Origin of the sequence: Citrobacter sp. Cpo074, from assembly GCF_030332745.1 — a bacterium.
In the GTDB taxonomy this organism is placed as follows: domain Bacteria; phylum Pseudomonadota; class Gammaproteobacteria; order Enterobacterales; family Enterobacteriaceae; genus Citrobacter; species Citrobacter portucalensis.
This window is the reverse complement of record NZ_JAOWHG010000038.1, coordinates 192431-215065: the sequence shown is the minus strand read 5'-3', so window position 1 is coordinate 215065 and position 22635 is coordinate 192431. Positions and strand designations below refer to the sequence as shown.

The 22635-nt window shown below is 49.7% G+C and carries 17 protein-coding genes; 9 read left to right on the top strand and 8 right to left on the bottom strand.

Translation table 11 applies throughout. The features are described 5' to 3' along the window. The 6 genes from OGX83_RS22755 to OGX83_RS22730 form a co-directional block, all read right to left on the bottom strand. Window positions 1-668, bottom strand: a 668-nt coding sequence (locus OGX83_RS22755) for an IS110 family RNA-guided transposase (protein WP_286587435.1), incomplete at its 3' end; no start/stop codon positions are given. Window positions 669-920: 252 nt separating this feature from the next. Then, window positions 921-2855, bottom strand: coding sequence for a cyclic di-GMP receptor LapD (lapD, locus tag OGX83_RS22750; protein WP_234692881.1), 1935 nt, complete (start codon window positions 2853-2855; stop codon window positions 921-923). A gap of 9 nt (window positions 2856-2864) precedes the next feature. Continuing rightward, window positions 2865-3557, bottom strand: coding sequence for a cysteine protease LapG (lapG, locus tag OGX83_RS22745; RefSeq protein WP_032945487.1), 693 nt, complete (start codon window positions 3555-3557; stop codon window positions 2865-2867). 2 nt (window positions 3558-3559) lie between these two features. After that, window positions 3560-4429 carry a transporter substrate-binding domain-containing protein gene (locus tag OGX83_RS22740; RefSeq protein WP_225280790.1) on the bottom strand — a complete coding sequence of 290 codons (870 nt, stop codon included), beginning with the start codon at window positions 4427-4429 and terminating at the stop codon, window positions 3560-3562. Window positions 4430-4436: 7 nt separating this feature from the next. Beyond that, on the bottom strand, window positions 4437-5369 hold the full coding sequence (locus OGX83_RS22735; protein WP_032941732.1) for an amino acid ABC transporter substrate-binding protein: 933 nt from the start codon (window positions 5367-5369) through the stop codon (window positions 4437-4439). Further along, window positions 5362-7554 carry a putative bifunctional diguanylate cyclase/phosphodiesterase gene (locus OGX83_RS22730; RefSeq protein ID WP_032944783.1) on the bottom strand — a complete coding sequence of 731 codons (2193 nt, stop codon included), beginning with the start codon at window positions 7552-7554 and terminating at the stop codon, window positions 5362-5364. Before OGX83_RS22730 ends, OGX83_RS22735 begins: the two co-directional genes overlap by 8 nt. A gap of 610 nt (window positions 7555-8164) precedes the next feature. Here OGX83_RS22730 and OGX83_RS22725 point away from each other — a divergent pair. Genes OGX83_RS22725 through OGX83_RS22685 form a run of 9 tightly spaced genes read left to right on the top strand, consistent with a single transcriptional unit; the run spans window position 8165 to window position 20083 of the window. Further along, a complete protein-coding gene (locus tag OGX83_RS22725; RefSeq protein ID WP_008785653.1) occupies window positions 8165-10375 on the top strand; it encodes a sensor domain-containing phosphodiesterase in 2211 nt (736 codons plus the stop codon). A gap of 45 nt (window positions 10376-10420) precedes the next feature. Then, on the top strand, window positions 10421-12511 hold the full coding sequence (locus tag OGX83_RS22720; protein WP_286589238.1) for a methyl-accepting chemotaxis protein: 2091 nt from the start codon (window positions 10421-10423) through the stop codon (window positions 12509-12511). Beyond that, on the top strand, window positions 12508-13575 hold the full coding sequence (locus OGX83_RS22715) for a chemotaxis protein CheB (RefSeq protein WP_286589234.1): 1068 nt from the start codon (window positions 12508-12510) through the stop codon (window positions 13573-13575). The genes OGX83_RS22720 and OGX83_RS22715 overlap by 4 nt, the downstream gene beginning before the upstream one ends. After that, window positions 13572-14984 carry a CheR family methyltransferase gene (locus tag OGX83_RS22710; protein WP_167820607.1) on the top strand — a complete coding sequence of 471 codons (1413 nt, stop codon included), beginning with the start codon at window positions 13572-13574 and terminating at the stop codon, window positions 14982-14984. The genes OGX83_RS22715 and OGX83_RS22710 overlap by 4 nt, the downstream gene beginning before the upstream one ends. Before the next feature lie 11 nt (window positions 14985-14995). Then, window positions 14996-17128: a hybrid sensor histidine kinase/response regulator gene (locus tag OGX83_RS22705; protein ID WP_286589232.1), complete on the top strand. Its 2133-nt coding sequence runs from the start codon at window positions 14996-14998 to the stop codon at window positions 17126-17128. 22 nt (window positions 17129-17150) lie between these two features. Beyond that, window positions 17151-17510 (top strand): response regulator, encoded by a 360-nt coding sequence (locus OGX83_RS22700; protein WP_008785648.1) that lies wholly within the window; start codon window positions 17151-17153, stop codon window positions 17508-17510. 17 nt (window positions 17511-17527) lie between these two features. Further along, window positions 17528-19204: a diguanylate cyclase gene (locus tag OGX83_RS22695; protein WP_008785647.1), complete on the top strand. Its 1677-nt coding sequence runs from the start codon at window positions 17528-17530 to the stop codon at window positions 19202-19204. Window positions 19205-19215: 11 nt separating this feature from the next. Beyond that, on the top strand, window positions 19216-19740 hold the full coding sequence (locus OGX83_RS22690; protein ID WP_008785646.1) for a chemotaxis protein CheW: 525 nt from the start codon (window positions 19216-19218) through the stop codon (window positions 19738-19740). Then, window positions 19724-20083 (top strand): hypothetical protein, encoded by a 360-nt coding sequence (locus OGX83_RS22685; RefSeq protein ID WP_003825861.1) that lies wholly within the window; start codon window positions 19724-19726, stop codon window positions 20081-20083. The genes OGX83_RS22690 and OGX83_RS22685 overlap by 17 nt, the downstream gene beginning before the upstream one ends. Window positions 20084-20142: 59 nt before the next feature. Here the strand turns inward: OGX83_RS22685 and OGX83_RS22680 are convergent, their stop codons facing one another. Together OGX83_RS22680 and OGX83_RS22675 are read right to left on the bottom strand one after the other, a co-directional pair. After that, a complete protein-coding gene (locus OGX83_RS22680) occupies window positions 20143-21765 on the bottom strand; it encodes a serine hydrolase (protein ID WP_286589229.1) in 1623 nt (540 codons plus the stop codon). A gap of 94 nt (window positions 21766-21859) precedes the next feature. Further along, complete coding sequence (locus tag OGX83_RS22675; RefSeq protein ID WP_286589227.1) at window positions 21860-22582, bottom strand: cysteine hydrolase family protein; 723 nt, start codon at window positions 22580-22582, stop codon at window positions 21860-21862. Window positions 22583-22635 lie beyond the last annotated feature (53 nt).

Below are 22635 nucleotides of genomic sequence, written 5' to 3'. Positions count from 1 at the left end.
CTGAACCTGTCCTTCAGTCCCACATAAGCCAGCAGCACCGCCGACGTCTTTTCCCCGATACCCGGGATACTTTCCAGCAGCTTCCTGCGGTGTTTCATGTCCGGGTCGTCATCCGTCAGGTCCTTTATCTGCTTTTCGATGCGTTTAATTTCGGCATGAAGCCACAGCAGATGAGCGTCGATACTCGGACGCTGTACCTCACGTGCTGTCTCAAGGCGATTCAGTTCCTGCGTACGCATATCCGTCAGTGACTGATGGCGCAGCACCAGTGCCCGTAACGCCCGTTCAACCGGATGCGGAGCTTCCCAGACTGCCGGGCGCTTCTGACGGCAAAACTCTGCCAGCATGCGGGCATCAACGGCATCGGTTTTGCTGCGCAGCCCCTCGCTCTGTGCGAAGGCTTTGCCGAGGGCAGGATTGATGATGGAGACGGTGAATCCGGCATCACTGAGATGGGCGGCCACGTCTTCCATATACGTACTGGTGGCTTCCATACAGATATGCGCCGGCGCCACGTTATGGCTGTTGAGCCAGTGGAGGAGTTCATTGTGGCCCTTCAGGGTGTTCGCAAATTTTTTACTGCGGTGACGGCCATCGGGACGCAGCACATCGACATCCAGCTTGGCTTTAGAGACGTCAATACCGATAAAATGAAGTTCCTGTTCCATAGTGAGACCAACCTTGTGAATGCGGATTACCGGGAAAACCGGTCCATGATACTGTCCGGTTTGTCACTTGTGGAGAACGGCAGTCCGCTGCATAAATCTACAATACAGGTTGTTAACCTAAGGCCGGATACGGCATGCGGACGGCATGGCAGGGAGAACTGGCCGGCCCTCTCTGCACAGAGAGGATAATACAAGGCCGGATAAGCGTAGCGCCATCCGGCTATACAAAGGCGTATCAAGACGCCAGTTTTATCACAATGGTGCGGGCTCACCTAATAATTGCCCCATTGCTCCATCAATCCCTAATTCTTGCAGCACCATAAGCTCACCTTCCGTTTCAACTCGCTCGGCAATGAGCGGCAAATCAATACTGCGCGTGGCACTGCACAATACTTCAATAAACAAACGCTTATCATTTTCCTCATCAATTTTGCGGATATAGCTGCTGTCGATTTTCAGATAGGCAAGACCCCATTGCGACAGATGACCGATCATATCGAAACGGCTACCGAAGTGTTGCAGTCCCAGCGCGCAGCGATGCTGACCTACGGCTTTAACAAATGCCGCCATCTGATGGGGGCCTGGTAACTGATTTTCATCCAGTTCCAGAATCAGCTTGCTGGCTAATTTCGGTGAGTACCGTAACGGATTGAGCAGGTCTGCAATGGCGGTAGCGCTGGCGACAGAACTGCCAGAAATACTCAACGCTAGTTTTCCCGGCGCGGTTTTCAACTGGTTCAATGTGAGCTTCAACATGACTTTATCGAGTCGATGACTCCAGCCAAAGCGGTGGATCCAGGGCAAGAACCGCCCCGCGGTAATGGCGTTACCCTGCTCATCAATAATGCGCGACAGTACCTTGTAATGCAGGATTTTGTCCGGCTGGCGGCAATCGACCACCGGCTGATAAACCAACTGAAACTGTTGATTTGTCAGCGCATGCTCCAGACGAACAAACCACAAATGCTGATCTTCTGTAGCTGCAGGTATTTCGGTGGTAGGAACGACCTGATGGTTGGTGTGTGTTTCCGCTTCAACCAGCAGGCGATCGGCCTGGATCAGCAATGACTGGGCATTTTCTCCGGCGCTGAATGGCACCATGCTGGTATAGGCAACCGGCTGTTGGTCTGACATTCCAGTAGCGTAAAAGGCCGTGAGTTTCTGAGACAATGAATTACACAGCTCCAGCATTTCTCCGTGCGTCACGCCAGGGCAGAGTATGGCGAATTCACCGCCGCGAATGCGGGCGAGCGTGCTGTCGAGAGGGGCATACTTTTCTCTGTGCGCGTTCAGCAGGTTGGCGATGTTGAGCAACAGCTTATCAGTATGCGGTCCGCCAAAGCGCTGATTCAGGCCACCTAAATCCTGAACGCGAACCAGCATCAGATATCCTGGTGCGGTATCGGCATCACTCAGTCGCGCCTGGAGCTGCATATCGAATGCCCGGCGGTTGGCTACCCCGGTCTGGCTGTCGAGATAAGCTTCATTGTGCAGGCGTTCGCTGTAGATAGCTTGTTCTTCAAATAACGATTTAAGCTTAGCTGCCATTAAATTCATGGCTCCTACAACGCGGCGTAATTCCGGCGTTTTGGGTAACTCGTGGAGCGTCAGAAACTCGCGACGGGTAATAGCTTCGGATTGTTTTGCCATGTAATTGAGTGGGCGCAGCAGTTTGCGCAGCAGCAGAATACCGGCGATTAAGCAGGCAAGGCTACAGGACAGCATCCACAATAGATTGCCTAAGGTATTGTCCCACAGACGCTGCACGGCAAAGATAGGATCGCTGGTCACTTCCACGCGAGCTGCCTGCTGCCAGCCGCGCATAATCGTTGCTTCACCGGTTTGCGGGGTGACATCCACCAGATCGACGAACCAACCGGGAACGTCGGGAATTGTCGCTACCGCGCTACGCTCAAGCATTATTTTGCCGTTTGCCAGATCGACGATGCGGATTTTTTTGTAGTAACCGCTATCGAAAATGGAGCTGACCATCAGCTCGATCATTGCCGGGTCGTTGACGTTGGGCGTCAGCGAAACGCCTAGCGCCGTTGCGGCATCCTGGGCATGTGAAAGGAGTTGGTTATTGGACTGATTGCGAGAACTCTCCAGCGTCACAATAAAATTGCCGCTGAACACAACCATCATAAAGAGAGAGATTGCCAGAAGTAACTGTTTAAAAAGAGACACGGGCGATTCCTATTTATCCATCGGGAAGCCTTCTTCCCGCATTTTGGTGAAAACTTGCTGCCAGCGAGAAAGCCTCTTGCTGTCCCCAACGCGTTTATTGTTTTGATTGCCGGGAAGCCAAAGGCCGGTGTTGTTAAAGGAGTAGACGGGTAATAAGTCCATGCGCTGCGTAGCAGGCGAAATGGTGCTGGTCAGGCTGTCGAGCACCAGAGGAATCGCCCCAGGGGTGGCGTACCAGGTGAGCACCATATGCGCGCGATTTAAACGCAGGGCTTTAACGTAGGTGATGCGAAGTTTGTCTTCTGACACGCCCAACTGGCGGAGGGTGAAATATTTGGCGATTGCGTAGTCTTCACAATCCGCCTCACCTTTGCGCAGCGACTCGATAGGGGTCGCCCAGTAATCGACGTTATGCCAGACATCAATATCTTCGGTATAGCGGATCTTCTCGTTAAAGAATTGGTTTACAGCGCGTAATTGCGTTTGCTCGTCAGCATTACGCAACTGGAGCAGAAGCTGTTGCCAGGCGCGGATCCGTTGCTGTGCTTCTGGTGTTGCCGGGCCATATAGCGCATCGGACTTTTGTTGAATATTGGCAAAATCCCAGGCCGCGCGTAGCGAATGGACTGACAGCAATAGCAGCAGCGCCCCGGGGATTTTCCATAGGCGTAGCAGGCGGTGGCGTAAGCAGCGGCGGATAATGTTCAATGGCTATGCTGGCAACTGCCCGGTGACGGGTTTTTCAGCTTTTCGCAGGACCAGGGGGACAACCACTTTTTACGTAATTGCACGTTGGCCGGCGAGGCAAAAAAATCTTTCAGCGTACTGTCAACAAACGTCACAAACTGCGGATCGTTTTTCCTCATCATAATGGCATAGTGCATCTCATTGCCGATGCTCTCAGAAGAGACGCTGAACAGTTCAGGTTGCTCGCTATGATTAATCAGCGGCCAGGCCAGAATGTCATCGACAAAGAAAGCGGCGGATTCATTATGCGCCATTTTCTCAAATGCGCCGTTTATGGTGGTGGTGGTAATCGTTGAAATATTAAGGTGTTGCTCTCTGTTGGCTTTATTAAATTCCAGCAAATCTTTAGAGCTACCGGTCAGACTCACCGTGCGTCCTTTTAGATCGGCAATTGAATTTATATTATTTTTACGCAAAGAGATGATGCGCATTTTCGCGGTGTAGTAGTTGAGCGAAAATGAAACGCTGGAGGTCCGCTCCGGCGCATTGGTATTTACACCACAGTCCATATCTATTTTCCGTGTGTTTAATGCGGAGAAGCGTTCTGCAAAATTCACGGGAATATAATGAATGGTTAAGCTGTTGAGCTTCAAATACTGGCGCAACTTATCGGCAATCATGTTACATACCGCGATGGTATAACCCGTGACTTTGCCATTGTGGTCAGTAAAAGAAAACGGTGGCAGCTGGCGATAACCCACGTTGAGCACGCTGCTGTTCTGAATATGATCGAGCGTCGCGGCGTTCTGCTGCGCCATCAGCGCGGGGGTGATACCGATGCCTGCCAGTAAAAACAGCCATTGCACTATGCGGTTCACCCTTGTCATCTCACGATTAATTATATTTTTCATAATCAAAACTGATCTTCTTTTTAGCAGACGTTAATGCTTTCAGGTTATCTGACATGGGAATGTTTAAATTAATGGCTTTCGGCGGGATCGGTGACTGAAACCATTTATTGTACAGCGCAGTAAATTCGTTGCTGGCCATCAGCGAGGAGAGAGTGCCATCAACAAATTCTTTAAATTCTTTATCGTGTAACGGGAGTAACAAGCCGGCCGGTAGCGGGGCGCTGAGCGCAATGTCGGAAAGTTTATAGTCTCCAGGATTAGGCGTTTGCGCGATCATCCCTTTGAGTAAAACCGTACTGGAGATCAGTGCAGAATACTCACCATTCTTCAGTTCATTGAAGGCGGTAATGTTGTTGGTATCGAGTTGAATATTAATATCCAGGTCATTGGCGGCATTCACTTTTTGCAGTTGCTCAACGTAAATCGTGCCGCTTTTTACCAGTACGCTATGTCCGGAAAGCTCTGCCAGATTGTCGTTGCTTTCATTTTTACGCATGACGAAGCGGGTACTTGAAAAATAAAACGGCAGCGAGAACTCGCTAATGCTGTGGCGACTTTTCGAATAAAAGGCCGGGATACACATGATGTCTGCCATGTGATTTTTAATCAGGACAAACTGCGATGCCGAGTTAGCTTTTACCCACTCAACCTTCAGGTTTTTAAGCTGAAGTTTTGTCTTGAGCGCGCTGACGATACTGTTGCAAATATCAATGGAATAGCCGGCAGGTACGTTGCCATTCTGCCAGGAGAAAGGAAACGCATCATCCTGATAACCAAGGGTAATGCTTTTCTTGCTGGCGATTTGCTCCAGCGTGTGCAACGGCAGGGCTGAGCCTGCTAAGCATGGCGTTGCTGAAACAATTAACAGGGCAAAAATCGTCAGCATGCGCTTTACCGGGCGAAAGAAGTCAGACATTGCACAGTCCTTCTTCAATGACCTCTTTGGCAAATGCGGAAAGCACTTCACGCTCGCGCAGCGGATAGCTAAAGAAATAGCCTTGCACATTCTGGCACTCAATGTCGCGCAGAATGTCACGCTGCTGCGCGGTTTCTACCCCTTCAGCGGTGACCGACATATTGTACTTATGGGCAAACTGAATCAGCATCACAATCAAATACTGACTGGCATTATCTTGCTGAAGCTTGTCGACCAGCGTGCGCGCAATCTTGATGCGAGTGAAAGGATAGATCAGCAGATAATCCAGTGCCGCGTAGCCGGTGCCTAAATCATCCATCGCGATTTCAATGCCCAGAGAGCGAATCTCTTGCAGCACGGGTAAGGCAATCGACTTATCCAGCTTTTCGGATTCAGTAATTTCTATTTCAAGGCGCTCGGCTGAAAGTTGACTGATGCGTAACGCATCTTTGATAACGTCAACCAGCCCCGGACTGTGCAGCTGGTAGGCCGATATATTGACGGCTACCCTGATACGTTCCGGCCATTTGGCAGCGGCTTCACAGGACTGACGAATAATCCATTCGCCCAAACGGACAATCAGACCGGAGTTCTCGGCGATGTTGATAAAATAATCAGGGTAAATCAGACCCTTGGTGGGATGATTCCAGCGTATCAGCGATTCGTAGCCATATACGCTTTCATCTTCCAGATTGATGATCGGCTGGTAATGAAGCTCGAATTCCTTGTTATCAATACCATCGATGATTTCCTGATTAATAAACAGACTGTGGGTATGCTTCATCACCATGCCGTCTTCGAAGAAATGGAAGCAACCCCGGCCATGATGTTTTGAGGCGTACATGGCAAGGTCGGCATTGATCATCAACGTCGAGGTATTATTGCCCTGATACGGCGCGGTGGTGATACCGATACTGCAGCTGATGGAAAAAGTATGCGTGCTCCAGGTAAACGGGGTGCTCAGCGCACGAATAATCCGCTTCGCCAGCCGATTCGCTTCTTTGATGGCGTTATCGCTGACATGTTGCAGAATGGCGAATTCATCACCGCCCAGACGCGCTGCGATATCGTTAGGTCCCAGCAAGAGCTGCAGGCGCTGGGCAACGCTGATTAACAGCTCATCGCCCGCTTTATGACCAAAGGTGTCGTTTACTGGTTTGAAGTTGTCGAGGTCAATCAACAGCAGGTTAAATGGTTTTTCGTCCTGATGGATTTCACTGACGCGTTTATCTAACGCCTGGCCAAACGAAACGCGGTTGGGCAATCCGGTCAGTGAATCATGATGGGCCATATGCTCCATCTTTTGCGACATTTCATGCATTCGTTGCAGATAGCCGCGTTCTTTCATGGCGACGCGCAATTTTTCAATCGCCCCGGCCAGATGTCCAATCTCATCGTCCTGATCAAGATAGGGCGTTATACAGTCCGTCTCTTCATGGGCGATGCGGGTAAGGGAGTTAATCAGCAGCGGAACCGGACGGAATAAACGGCGCATAAACATCGTGACCAGTGCCAGCGTTACCAGCAAAATCAGGACGAAAATGATACTGCTTTTTTTCAGCATCGCATCGTAGGTGGCGTAGAGATCGCTTTTTTTTCCAATGCTGCTAATCAGGCTACCGAGGATCTCACCTGAAGGCGTCAAAATAGGAACGGCGCTGATAAAGCACTCTTCGCCATTAATTTGGGCGAAGCCAACATAGTAGTTACCCAGCACATCGCGCGGCAGACGACCGGGGAAAGAGATGATCCCTTCACCCTCTTCTGACTTGTTGTTGATGCCAACAAACCCTTTCTCCGGCGTATACAGAAACAACCAGGTGGGGCTATGCGTCTGTACTGATGCCAGTGCCAGAACGTCAACCGGGTTATAACCGGTTTGCATAATAGAGTCGGTGTCACCAATCTGTCTGTCGGAGACAATGCGGGATATCTGCCCTGCATCGCTGGTTTCGACCGAAACGGTGGTATACACGTTGCGGATGATGTAGGTCATAATCTGTGCATTCGCTTCAGCCCGCTGTACCCACTGCTGATAAGAAAAGTTATCTATCAGGCTCCAGTTGGTAAACGCGCCAGCACTAAACGCAATAACGATACCCGCCAGCAAGAATTGCGTTATTTTGCCAGTGATTGAATGTTGCCACCCTTTTATTGCTTTAAGGGAAAACAGAGACTTTGCCACGGATTATGTTAATTCCTGAAAAGATTATTCGATACTAAAATTAATTTCTGTTATTACTTGATGGAATATTATTGTTGCAAATAAGTAGATGAAAGATGTGAAACTTAATGACGTAACAAATAACTAACATTGAACCATGGTGAGTAATGACAAAAATAACGGTATGCGAATATAGATAACGCTGCTCTTTTCGTCAATAGGCAAAAGTGTACATAAAAATACATTTTCTGAATGCCCCTTTCAGGATATTAATGTTGACATTCATGGTGCTTGAGAAGATTTTTTATACGCACTGGTTGGAGGTGTTGGGAAACTGACAAAGGATTTTTTGTTTTTTACTAAACATCAATGAATTAGCAGTTTTTTTGACAGGCATTTTAGTGATTTCATCCCCACCGGATGTCCATTTTTGTCTATAAATGGGTATTTATTTCCTGATTTGATATGAATAACATGCTCTCTTCATTATAGAACCTTATTTTATTTTCTCAGTGCGCGGTCAATGTTGACAATTTTGCTATGGTTCATCGGCTGACCCAAAAGGATTTGTTTGTGACATTCGAGTCTGGATTAAAGTCCTATTGGTATAGTGCATAGCGGATAAATTGATTTGGACGCAATAATAAATTCAAACACGATAAAAAACATTCGGGAATGGTGCCTGCCACTTGTCTTACCTGGCCTTTTTTACCCGCTGGCACAATATCTTAACGGTTATAGCATTCTCAATAATACTATTTTAACAGTTTACGATCTCAAGCTAGCCGTATTTTCTGCCGCATTGGTCTTGTTCGGTTTTCGGGTGTTGCCGGGGTTTCTTCTGTTCCTGACGGTCATGTTTGTGGTCGGTCCGCAAAATGAACGGGTAGATGCGTTGTGCCTGATCATCGCGTCGACCTTAAGTTATGCTGCGTACCGCAAATTCACCGGCAGACGCAGCTGCGTTAGCTTTGGTCGCATCAAAATTAGCTTTAATCGTCTGCTCTGGCTTTGTGGCTACAACGTCCTGCTGTATCTGGTATTCAGCAAACTCTTTGCAATGTTTGTCGCCCACGGACAACGCCCCGATGTGGATAACATTCCGGCGTTGAGTCTGGGCATGCTGGTACGTATTCAGGGGATCATCAACGGTTGCCTGACGGGGATCCCTTTATTTTACAAGATTTACCGCATCATTCGTCGACCGTCTTTCCTGCTGACCTTTCTGCGGGCCATTGCCGAACAGTGTAAAGGCAATATCGGTGTCTACGGCGTTATATCCTGGTGCATCTTGCTGTTTTTTCTGATGTTCTTCTTAACATCACCGGATAATTTGGATGTTTTTTTCTCTATCTATAGCCTGATCCTGTTATTTCCGTTGATGTTGTGGGGAGCAATCAAGATTGGCCACTTGTTCACAATGCTGGTGTGGACGATCGTATTAATCATCTTAGGCAAACATAACGACAGCTATATCGCCAGCGATGTTAACTTCATGCTGCATCAGGCGCTAGTTTCGACGTTGATCTTTGTCTTTTCACTCACCATTGTGATCATGGGGGTACTGGCAAAATTTACCCGTCAGCGCTTTAACCAGGCGCTGCTGTTGGGGCTGACTGACCCGATGACAGGCATGGCAAATTTACGGGCGCTGAAGACGGAGCTATTTACCACTGAACGCGCGACTGTATGTCTGATACAGATCCCCGAGCTGGAGCTTTTTTCGCGTCGCTATGGTTTTCATTTCCGCGCCCGCTACCAGAAGATCCTTGCTGAGCATTTGCGCAGACATCTGGTGAAAAGCGAGAAAGTCTATTACCACGCGGGTTATGATCTGCTCATTCGGCTGGAAAATGGCACCTGGGAGCGGCTATGCGATCTGTATCAGGCCGCCAACAGTTTTCGTCTCTTTTACAACAACCATCGGTTGGGTTTTCGCAGTGGTTTGGGCTATTGCTTAATTAACGATCTAAGTGATGACATTTATCAGCTGGTGGGGAAACTGGGCATGGTGGCGGGTTTATCACTCACCAACGGCAGGCCGGAAAACCTTGAGGCGCAGCATAGCCGGATCCTTGGCAACCACATTGTTGATAAAACGGAAATTCGCACTGCGCTGCAAAATGCGCTGGATAACAATGCGTTTGTCCTGATGGCACAGCCAATAGTTAGTACCCACGGTGAAGCGCCGTATCATGAAATATTGATCCGTATGCTTAACGAACGGGGAGAATTTATTCCACCGAACAGTTTCCTGCCGGTTGCTCATGATGCGGGGCTGGCACCGGATATCGATCTCTGGGTTATCGAAAATACCCTCAAATTTATGCGTAACCACCCGCAGCATTGTTTTTCTATTAACCTGGCACCGGTGACGGTGTGTCGTTCAAATATTGTCATGAAGATCACCCAACTCCTGCACGACTACGCGGTGGAGCCACAGCGGATTATTTTTGAAATAACGGAAGCAGATACGTTATCAGACAAAGAACAAACCGTGGAAACGCTACGTTTAATACGTCAGCTGGGATGTCGGGTGGCAATTGATGACTTTGGCACCGGGTTTGCGAGTCATGCGCGCTTGATGAATATCGAAGCGGATATCCTGAAAATAGATGGCTCTTTTATTCGACGGATCACCGAAAGTGAAATTAGTTACTACATCGTTGAGTCATTCTGCCGCGTTGCTGAAATGAAAAAAATGCAGGTGGTCGCTGAATTTGTCGAGAACGCCACTATTCAGGCCTGTCTGGAAAAAATGAATGTGGGCTGGTTACAGGGATATCACATTGGCAAACCTACGCCGCTGTTCACGCTCGAATCACAGGGCGCTAGCTCCTGATGACCAAAAAAAGAGTAATTTCTTCTCAGGTAGAGAATAAAAATCATGAGTGACATTATTAAAGTAAAAAATCGAACGGCGAATACCACCAGTGAGGGACCGCGCGCTCGACTATTGTCCTGGCTGCACAACATCCATCCCGGTGTGGCGATGAAGCTCGGTATGATTTTGGTTGTTTGTATCGCAACGTTGCTGATTGGCGCCTCTTTTATATTATCGTCTTATCTTTCCAGAGAATTGCAGGTCAATGCGCTGGAGATGATTAAAACCAACACGCGGATATTCCACAACAGTATTTCTAACGAGTTTCAGCGTGTGACTCGTGATGCGGAACATTACAGCAATGTTTATATTAATAATTATCAAAACGTTGCCAATAAACCGCTGCGTTATATGGACTCTACTGAATTAAAAGCGGTGCTGAGCAACCCGAACACCAACGCGCACTTCACCGAATTAACCAGCGTATTTGCCAGTACGTTTATTCTGCAAGGCGAGCAATTTGTACGTGTCAGCAGTACGTTACTGGCGAGTTCAGGCAATACGGCAACAGCAACAGCGCTAGGGCATGATAATCCTGCGTTGCCGCTGCTTTTGAAAAATAAACCCTTTTCCGGTGTGGTCACACTGTTCGGTAAACAGTTTATTAGTCACTACGAACCGATTGCCGACAAATATGGTCAGGTCGTGGGGGCCGTCGCGGTGGGTTTCGACGTCAAACAGAGTTTGCAACCGATCATTCAGCGTTTGTTGAATGTGCATATTGGTAAAGATGGCTACGCCTATGTGCTGGATGCCGGATTTGAACCTGGTCGTATGTTGGTCCACCCCTCGTTGAGCAACCAGCAGGCAATTAATATTACCGATGCTAATGGTTTTAAGCTGTTTGCCGACATGCTCGAACACAAGAATGGCATCACTTACTACAACTGGGTGAGCGGTTATGGCGCATTGCCGAAGACCAAAGTTGCCGTTTATGAATACGTTGAAGGGATTAACTGGATAATCGCCACCACCAACTATGTTGATGATGTCGCCAAGAGCAGCAATCTGGTGCGTAACGGTCTGCTGCTGTTCACCGCGCTGCTGCTGCCCATCATTTTACTGCTGATTGCTGTGGCCAGCCGTTTCCTGATTTCCCGGCGCTTAAACCGTGTCCTGGGGATTGCACAAACCATTGCCGAAGGCGACTTAACGGTGGATGTTCAGGTCGATCACAACGATGAGATCGGCGAACTGCTGAGTGCGGTGGAGATGATGCGTCAGCGTCTGCACTCGTTGGTAGGCGGTTTGGTTTCTCATGCAAATTCGGTACATCAGGCATCTTTGCATATTACCGAAGCGGTCGATGGGCAGGCATCAACCAGCGTGGAAACCTCATCTTCAGTGGCTGAAATTACCTCCACCATGGAAGAGCTGTCTGCCTCATCGACACAGATAGCCGAACACTCACGGGCGGTTGTGGATATTGCCAACCAGACGCTCGAGGACTGCAATAAAGGCTCCGAGTCGATGTCGCAATTGCTGATGCGTATGACGGATATTGATACCGACAATCAGCAAAATATGCGTGAAATCATGATGCTTGGTAATAAGTCTACGGAAATCAGTCGCGTGATGGTGATCATTAACAGCGTCGCGGATCAGACGAAACTTATCGCCTTTAACGCAGCGCTCGAAGCTGCCAGCGCCGGGGAAGCCGGTAAGCGTTTCTCGGTGGTGGCGGCTGAAATCCGCCGTCTGGCGGATTCGGTGACGGAATCGACGGTTGAAATTGAAAATAAGATCAACGAGATCCAAAACGCGATTAATCGTCTGGTGCTGAACGCGGAAAAAGGCGGCGAGAGCATTAAAGCGGGCGCAATAGCCTGTAAAGTCAGTGCTGAACATCTGAACGATATCGTTGTTACGGCTGAGCAAACCTCGACGGCGGCGCTACAAATATCGCTATCAACACAGCAACAGAAAACGGCGAGTAATCAGGTGGTCATGGCGCTACGTGAGATCGTTGTTGCCAGTAACTATACCTCGCAATCTATCAAAGACATTCTGGTTGTCAGTCAGGATATGACACAACTGTCGAAAGCGCTGAAAGAGGCTTCGTCCTCATTCACACTGACGGAAACAGATGCATGAATAGCAGCAACATTCGGGTGCTGATCCTCGACCTGGGCAGCGCATCGCGTAATGAGCTGGTCAGGCAACTGGAGGATCACCCGCACATTAAGGTGGTGGGGCAAGCAGCCCATCGCAGGCAGGCGATCCGACTGTTGCAACAGCTGATGCCGGACCTGCTGATTCTGACGCTGGATGTCTCGAGCGCCGATAACGTCGAGATCGTGGAAACGATCATGGCAACCAGCGCAATCCCGATCCTTGTCATGAGATTTTATCCAGAGAATCAATGGGATGATGACTACATTTCCCGTGGTGCGTTGGCGGTGTTGCACCATAGCAGTGATTCACCACTCTCAACGGATGCTTTGCATCGTAAAGTAGAATTATTGGTCGGTGTGAAAGTCATTCGACATATCAAGGGATTACGCTATCCAGGCGAACCGGTAATCCCCACTGCACGACCGATGATAGACGTTGTAAAAACGCCACAGGACTGGCCTTTTGTGCTGGCGATTGCCTGCTCGACGGGCGGGCCGCAGGCGCTCAGTAAACTGTTACAGAAGCTGCCCGGTACGTTCCCGTGCCCGGTACTTATTGCCCAACATATTGCCGATGGCTTCGCGAAAAATATGGTGCATTGGCTGGATAGCGTGACCGATCTGAAGGTGCGACTGGCGCAGGAGGACGATCGGGTGGAAGCGGGGTATGTGTATATATTGCCGCCGGAGCAGCACCTGATCGTCAAAAGCAACCAGCGTTTAGCGGCGATCCCAAGACAGGAAAGCGATGTTTACCATCCCAGTTGCAACCTGTTGCTGGAGTCGGTGGCTGAGGTGTTTCGCGAAAAAGCCGTCGGACTGATTATGACCGGCATGGGCAGCGATGGCTGCCGCGGCATTGAGCTTATTGTCCGCCGTGGTGGTACAACGCTGGCGCAGGACGAAGAAAGTTCGGTGGTATTCGGTATGAATAAGAACGCGATCGACAAGCAACTAATACACCGCACGATCCCTCTGGATGGCCTTGCTGCGGTACTGCTTTCGATGGCTTGCCACGGGCATGTTGAGAGTAAATTGCCATGATCCCTAATCTTCCTGACTATGCGCGCCTGATCAAAGAACGGGTCGGTTTGCACTTCGATAACGCCATGGAAGCATTGCTGAAAACGGCGCTGGGTCGGCGAATGGCCGAGCGAAAAATCAATGATTACTATGAATACTATGAACAACTGCGTAGCTCGCAGAATGAGTTTGATAGTTTCATCACGCTGATTACGATTAACGAAACCTATTTTTTCCGTGAAAGCGATACGCTGGATTTAATCTGCGATAAATGGATCCCGCGTCTGTTGCAACAGCGCAGCGGCCCGGTGCGTATTCTGAGTGCCGGATGCTCTTCCGGAGAGGAAGCCTACTCGTTGGCGATCAAGCTGCATGAGAAATACCTCGGCGGGATGGCCCAGCGCATAGAAATTTACGGCTGTGATATTGACCCGGCAATCCTGGCAAAAGCCCGCAACGCCTGCTATTCAAGCTACTCGTTTCGTGGCGTCGACCCGAGTATTCAGCAACGCTATTTTACCCGCTCGGGAAACCTCTACCGACTGCATGATGAGATCCGTGAGAAGGTCTCCTTCCATCGCACCAACATTATAAAAGAACAGTTACTGCCGGAAGTGGACATCATTTTGCTGCGCAATGTGTCCATCTATTTTGATACGCCAACGCGTCGCGAGCTGCACGGTAATTTGCTGAAGATGTTGCAACCACAGGGAGCCTTATTTTTTGGCAATGCGGAAACGCTGGCTAACAATTTCGACATTCTGAAGCTGGAGCAGGAAGAGGGGATTTTCTATTTTTGCCACCATCGTGAAGCGGCAAGGGTTGTGCCTGTCCCCAGAGTTGCGGTGCGCATTCCGCAGCCGAGAGCGGTAGTTGAACAGGTTCCTCTCGTGCCCACTGCGCAGCAGAGTAATGACTGGCTGAAGAAAGCACGCGCCAGCCTCGATGAAAAATGTTTTTCTGAAGCTGAAAAGTGTATCGCCTGTGTATTACGTGACGATCCCCGTAATCAGGATGCGCTTTTGATCCAGGGCGTTATTGCCCTCGAACAGCGTGAGTTTTCTCAAACAGCCGGAAACGCACAGCAGATCCTCGCCCAGGATGAGTGGTCGGCAGAGGCCAAAATGCTGCTCGGCCTGGCGATGATGTGGCAACACCAGACCCAGCAGGCCATCGCCTGGTTCAAACAGGTGGTTTATCAGGAACCTGGCTACTGGCCTGCACACTATTATCTGGCTGAAATGTACCGGCAAAGCGAGTTATACCAGCCTGCTCAACGGACTTATCGTGTGGTGATGCAGTTACTGAACGACGAGATAAACAATCCGTCCTCGGTTTGTCGTCTGCGTTTGCCAATGGTATTTCCTGGCAATACGTTTCGTTTCTTGTGTGAACATCAACTGGCGCAATTCGCCCACCAAAGTGGCTAATAAGAGCGATTATGGCTATCGATCTGAAAAAATTCGTTCTGCGCTTTATTGATGAAGGGAGAGGTCATTTGCAGACGATCAGCGAAGGGGCGTTTCTCCTCTCCGCTGATGAACATACCGACGCCTGGATAGGTGAGATGTTTCGCGCTGCGCATACCCTGAAAGGGGGGGCGCGGATGCTGAAGCTGCAAAGTATTGCCGATGTCACGCATCATCTTGAAGATGTATTGAGTGAACTACGTGATAACAAACTGACGCCGGACAGGGCGCTGGGCAATCTGATCCATGAGTCTGTGGAGTACCTTTCTGGTCAGCTTACCCAGCTTTTTGTCAGCGAAGGGGATAATCAATTGCCACCGGCGGATGCCGGGCTATGCGAACGCCTTGCCCGCGCCAGTCGGGGAGAGGATATCACGCTGACTGGCGAAACTGCCGGGGCAACAGAAAAACCGGTAGTCCCTGCGCCCGCGACGCCAGCCAGCATGGATGCCGGTATTAAGCAGGCGGATTTCGTTCGGGTAAAGCTGAACAAGCTCGATGGCCTGATCGACATTCTGGGGGAGGTGCTCGCCGGACATGATCGCCTGGAACAGCAGATACAAAACCTGAGTCAACTGGTACCACGGTTACCGGGATTGAGTGCTGAACAGCTTCGCCAGCAGATCCACGACTTTAGCGCCCAGTTAAAAGAAAGCGTTCAGCTCCAGCATTTGCAGATGTTTGAACTGTACGATGTGGCGGCGCGGATCCGTATGCTGCCACTTTCAACATTGTTTGAACCCATTTCGCTGCAGGTCAGCGAACTGGCTTCCACACTGAACAAGCAGGTGGTGTGCCGCTTTGTTGGCGGAGAAGTGGAAATCGACCGCCAGCTCATTGATCGGCTTTCGGAGTCGCTGACGCATCTACTGCGTAATGCCGTCGATCACGGGATTGGTGAGATCGACGAACGTCTGGCGCTCGGTAAATCCACTCGCGGCACGATTACCATCACTACTCAGCAGGACGGCAGCGGGATACTACTGCGTATCGAAGATGATGGCCGTGGTCTGAACTATGAGGCCATCAGCGCGAAGGCGGTCAGTAAAGGTCTTGTTCCCGCTTCAATGGTCGGGCAGCTCTCCGAGCAAGAATGTAATGAGCTGATTTTTCATCCCGGCTTTTCGACCAGCAAGATAGTCTCCGAGCTTTCTGGTCGCGGCGTTGGTCTTGATGTGGTGCGCAAAACGGTGGTGACCGACCTGCAAGGCGATTTGCAGGTTTATAGCCGTCCGGGAGTCGGAACCAGCTTTAACCTGCGGTTGCCTGTTTCGTTAACCATGATGCGGATTTTGCAATTTGAAGAGCAGGGGCACCTTTTTGGACTGGCTGCGCAGTATGTGGTTGAGGTGGTGGAATGCACGCCACAGGGGATCAGCGATATCGCCGGACGTCCTGCCATTATCTTGCATAACGAGTTTATCCCGGTGGTTTGCGTAGGCAGCTTACTGGGCATTCATGAACGCCAGAGCAGCTTTTCAACGCCCGGACAGCGATTAATCGTGGTGCAGAACCAGTACAGCAAAATGGCGCTGCAAGTGGATAAGCTCCTCGATGAACGCAAGATGATGATCAAACCGTTACCGAAGCATATGCAACAGCAGTCGCTGGTCTCCGGGATGGTACAAACACCGGATAACCAACTGGTCAGCATCCTGCACGTTCCCGCGCTGATGGCGATGGCGCAACAATCACGGCAAACCAGTACACCAGCGCCCGCCACGAATGTAACGCAGGATGCCTGGCATGTGCTGGTGGTTGATGACTCACTGAATACCCGTGAGATAGAAAAGAACGTGCTGGAAGCGCACGGCTATCAGGTGACTCTGGCAGAAGACGGGCTGTCGGGGCTGCAAAAAGCGAAACTGACCCAGTTTGATGCCGTACTGACGGATGTCGAAATGCCGTTTATGGATGGTTTCACCTTCACCAAATCGTTGCGTGGGGAGAAAAACTACCAGCATACGCCAATCATCATCGTGACGTCCCGCGCGAAGGAAGAGGACCGGCGACGGGGGATTCAGGTGGGCGCGGATGCCTACATCGCCAAGGGCGATTTCGAGCAGGACAGTTTGATAAAAACATTAAAAATGCTTTTGTGCTGATGGCGCAAAATCGAGAGAGAAAATGCGAATTTTATTAGTTGATGATGATCTTTTTGCGGCTGAACTGGCATCCATATTTTTGCAAATGGACGGCTACGATGTGGTGATTGTGGAAAGCGCGATTTCCGCCCTGGCGTGCCTGGACTCGGATAACAACATCGACCTGGTGATTAGCGATCTGCATATGCCAGAGATCAGTGGGTTGGATTTGCTGGCGCTGTTACGCGCTCAGGATTGGGCTAAGCCTTTTATTTTACTGAGTGCCAATGAAGTAACGGGCAGCGACGCTCTGTACGACCGTTGGGTGAAAAAAGATGAAAACCTCGCGGAAAATCTGGGGGCTGCTGTCAATGCGCTACTGCAACCATCTGCGATTAACTGAATAAGCCTACGTGTTTGATGAAACAAGAAAATAAGCATATAGCGATGGCGGCAGCGCAGGAAAAAATAGCGCGTTTACGGCAGGGGTTTCTACGCCGAATTCCCGACATGCTGGCACAAGCGGAAAGATTACTCGTTCAACTGGTCGCAGAACCTAGCGAAGCCTGCCGCAAACAGCTACATATCCTGCTGCACAGTATTCACGGTTCGGCAGGGTCCTTTGGCTTTAGCCCGCTGGCGAATGCTTCAGCAGAAGGTGAGCGTTTACTAACAGAGCCGGAAACAGAGCAAAGCACATTGCATTACGATGAGCTGCGGCGAATCATCAGGTGGTTGTACACCCTGACCCAGGAGCAGCTCAATCTTGAACATCGTATCAGCGATACGGAGTTCACATTACCGATCGCCGCGCAGCGCCCGGAAGAGGGATATGTTCGGCGGGCCAGTAAGCCTATATACCTGTGTGATGATGATATTGACCAGGTTGAGCTGCTCGCGACCCAACTGCGCTGTTTTGGTTTTACCTGCCATGTGTTCGCGAACACGCAGGATTTCACTCAGGCCGTATTGTCGCAACCGCCCGCCGTGGTGATTATGGATGTTAGCTTTCCGGACAACGCCTACGGTGGACCGCTGGCAATGTCGGATTTGAAACAAAAAGTGGGCAAACCTTTCCCTGTACTGTTCCTCTCGTGTCATAGCGATTTCAATGCCCGCGTCAACGCCATCAAATCCGGCTGTGATGGCTACTACGTAAAGCCTGCGTCTATCACCGATTTAGTCCAGGAACTTCATCGCCTGACTCAACCGTCGCTGAAAAAGCCTTACCAGGTATTGTTGATTGATGACGAACCCGCGGTGGCGGAATACAACGCAGAGATGCTGCGCATGGCGGGTATGGAAGTGCATGTGCTGGAAAAACCTCACTATCTACTGCATGTACTGAATGCGCAGCCGATCGATCTGGTGTTGATGGATTACCACATGCCGGAATTCAGCGGTGAGGAACTGACAAAACTGATTCGCCAAATACCGCAGCATATTGGCCTGCCTATCGCCTATCTCTCCAGTGAGACCAATAAGCATGCGCAGTTGGGAGCAATGAGCATTGGCGCGGAGGATTTTATCCTCAAACAGAGCGACCCTGAGGAGCTGATCCGCGCCGTATCGATTCGCGCGGAAAGAATGCGCGTCCTGCGTGCACGCATGTCGCAGGACAGTCTGAGCGGGTTATATAACCACTCAACGACCACCCATTTTCTCAAAAGCGCGATTGCCGAGTCGAACTACAGCGGCAACCCGTTTTGTATGGTGATGGTGGACCTGGATCGCTTTAAAAGTATTAACGATACCTACGGTCATGCGGTCGGTGACCAGGTAATTGTCGGTATTTCGCAGTTGTTCTCCCATCGCTTACGCAGCACCGATATCGTTGGCCGTTATGGTGGTGAAGAGTTTGTCATCATTATGCCCAACACCAGCAGTGACAAGGCCGCGCGCGTGGTCGAACGATTGCGTAGGGATTACGAGCAGGTCACATTTTCCGTTAACGACGCCAGTTTTCACAGTACCTTCAGCGCGGGTATTGCCCAGTGGCAGTTTGGCGATCGGATTGAAACGCTGCGTGAGCGTGCCGATCAGGCGCTGTATGCCGCGAAACAAAATGGCCGTAACACTTTCTGCATTGCCGAGTAAAAGGAGTCAATATGAGCCAACAGCTGGAGCAGATTCTTGCGCTGAACCATGGTGAAAAACCGGAGTGTGAAAACGTTGATGAACCCCAGCGCACGCTGGTGTTATTTCAACTGGCGGGTAAAAATTTTGCCTTCTATGGGGCGCAAATTAAAGAGATCCTTGCAGAGCGCCCGATCTCCTGGGTTCCCTGCTGCGCGCCAATGCTTGAAGGGGTCATCAACTATCGTGGACGGGTGGAATCGGTGATGAGACTGGACAGCCTGATCGATAAACCTACCGTTAATTCGGCAGGTAAGCGCACTATTTTGATTGGATGCGCCGAGAAAATGCAAAGTGGGATCCTGATAGATAAACTGATTGATGTGTTGGAAGTCGCCGAAAGCCAGATTCATTTGCCAGGAGATTCGTTGCCCCCGGCGTTACAAAGCATCGCTGTGGGGGTGGTTAACGTGATAGAAACCTGGTACACGCTGCTCGATCTGAATCTGGTCTTTGAGCGTTATCAGGAGACCAGCGGTTATGACGGCACCCACTAATCTGGCGGCGGTACGTATTACTTTGGGAGCGCTAACGTTGTATATACCGGCAAACCAGGTTGGTGTGTGTTCGTTAGTGACTCAGGTTGTGCCTGAAATCCCCCGATTTAGCCAGTGGCTGGGGATTGCTGATGAGCCGCAGGAGGGATGGCATTTGCATTTACGCGTCCCGGACAGTGGCGTTGAAACCGGCTGGTACCTATGGGGACAACTTGAGAATGTGATGCTCTCCGGCGACATTATTTTTGCTGTACCTCCGCTTCTGGCGCGTAACTGTCATCTGCCTGCGCTTCGTGCCCTGGTGGGACGTGAGGCGTTTAGCCCGCTATTAAGCTGGCGCTGACACGCTGCGGGAGCTTTAACGGTCCCGCAGCATGAGAAGGCTGGGAGTGCTAAATCCCGTTACTGGATATAAGCATCAACAGCCCGACTGACCAGCTTAGTCATAAAGTTGTCAATCTTATCAATGGTCTGCTTGTCCTGAAGATCGTAGGTTTTTGCTACGTCATCCAGGTTTTCATAACCGACCCAAACTCGCCCGATCTTATCCTGCCATACGGAGACACGTAACGGCAGATCCAGCGCGACCCCCTGTTTATCCTGCATCAGTTTTGTGCCGACTTTAGGGTTACCAAATACCAGGACTTTCGTTGGCCTGAGGTTCATTCCCGCGCCCTCGGCATTTTTCTCGTGATCAATTTCAGTGAATACCGGAACGCCTTCGCTTTTCAGAATGGCTTTCAGTCGGGAGACCGTCTCATCGACAGAGAATTTACTTTCCTGGTTTTTGATCTTCTCTGAATTTAACCCAGAACCCAGCCCGATTTTATAGGCTTCAGCGATATCACGAGCCACCTGAGTCATGTCTACGCCTTCTTTGTTGGTCAGCATTGTCACGCAAACCAGTTCATCACCGGCGGTAAAGCGGCTCAGATAGGCACTAAAGCCACCTGTGGTTCCTTTGATTTCCAGAAAACCAGGGTGGCGGGTAAATTCCCAGCCGGCCATGGCAGGCACGACTTTGCCATTTTTCAGTTTTGCCGGGCTATAGATAATGTCGCGCAGCTTTTTGTCTTTAACTAGCGTGCTGCCGGCAAGACCGATATCCCACTTACTGATGTCTTCCGCTGATGACCACAGACCACCGTAGGCGAACAGATTATCAGTGGCGATCGCGCTAACAGGCGCCAGTTTGTCACCCGCTGCGACGTAACCTGTTGCAGGCTCAACAGGGTTGATCCAGTCAATTTCTGACTTAAATTTCGAATGCTGATTGTGTTGCTTGTCAGGCGTCGGGCGATCAAGGAATGCTTTCGTTGGCATGTCTTTTGCGAACATGGTGCTTTGCAGACCTAACGGCGCAATTTGGTATTTGTTGACGAAGTCTACGTAACTCATTCCGCTGACTTTCTCGATAGCCATACCTAACAGGATAAAGTCAGTTGCGCTGGAGTTGATGTCCGTGCCATTTTTAAATTCGAGCGGTTTATCTTTAACAAGATCAACCAGCTGCGCAGGTGTATATTTTTGCTCTTGTTTATAGCCGAAAGATCTGAAATCAGGGATCCCGGATGAGTGCTGCATTAATTCCAGAATCGTAATGTTATGCCAGCTTTCCGGCAGGCCAGGCAAATAAACACTCACAGGAGTATTAAGAGCCAATTTACCTTGCTCTACCAGTTGCATTACTGCGACTGCAGTAAAAGCTTGCGTGATAGGGCCAATTCCCCACATGGTTTTGGTGGAAGCAAGCTCATCATTGGCTGCCGTTGCCAGACCGTATCCCGCTGAGCGCGGAATATAAGGCGCCTGAACAATCGCCATGGATAAACCCGGCAGATTATTTTTCGCCATTACCTCGGCAATGATCTGATCGATATATTTGCCGTTGACCTTTAATTGTGGATCACCACGGTTAACTAAGTAAGTTGTCTCATTTGTACTGGCAGCGGCCAATACCTGAGTAGCTGAAACAGACATGGAAAGTAAAATACATGCCGAAATAACCTTTAACTTAAGATTCATGGAAAAGCTCCGCGCTTAATGAAATTTATTTTGATGGCTAATGGATGAGCGATGTTGTACATACAATTACCCTCGGTAACCGTACTCATAGCTATTACTTAGCTGTTGCCTTTACCTTTTCAACCGTGGTGTCGGTGTCCCATAAATCATTGGCAATGATGCGGTAGTTGGTTAGAGCGGCGAGATAACCGTCACCTTCCGGAATGCGCGGACCCGCTGTCGCATCTTTAACGACGACAACTTCAAAACCTTGCTCAATCAATTCACGCATATGGGATTCAATACACAGATTGGCAGCCATACCGGCGAGAATGACCTGTGAGACACCGCGTTTTCTTAATTGCAGTACCAGGTCGTTGGTTTCTGGTCCGAAAATCTTATGCGGTGAGGCAATGACCGTTTCGCCATCATAAATATATGGCTTAAACTGCGGTAAAAAGTCTGCGCCGGAATTTTCAAAATTCTCCATCGTCAGTGGACCTTTACGATTGAACATTCCAGTGCCGTGCATAAATGTTTCTCCCGGTGCGGTAGATTGCCATTTATGGTCGTGCGGAAAGTAATAATGTGGAGAAATAAAAACAGGCATTTGTGCTTCTCTTGCCATTTTGAACAACGTCTCGAGATTTTCTACAGTATTATTTTCAATAATGCTGTCTTTAAAAACCTCCCAGCCAATACCCTGAGGACTTAAAAAATCGATCTGTGGATCGACTACCACCAACGCAGCTTCCTTATTATTAAGTGTTATACCTTTGCGTGGTAAGCCATAGGCCTCTGGTTCAGAATAGATTTCTGACATGCTCATCTTGCTCATAAAATTTACCTGTATTTTTATCTAATGTGATAGTGACTATCTGATTATTAAAT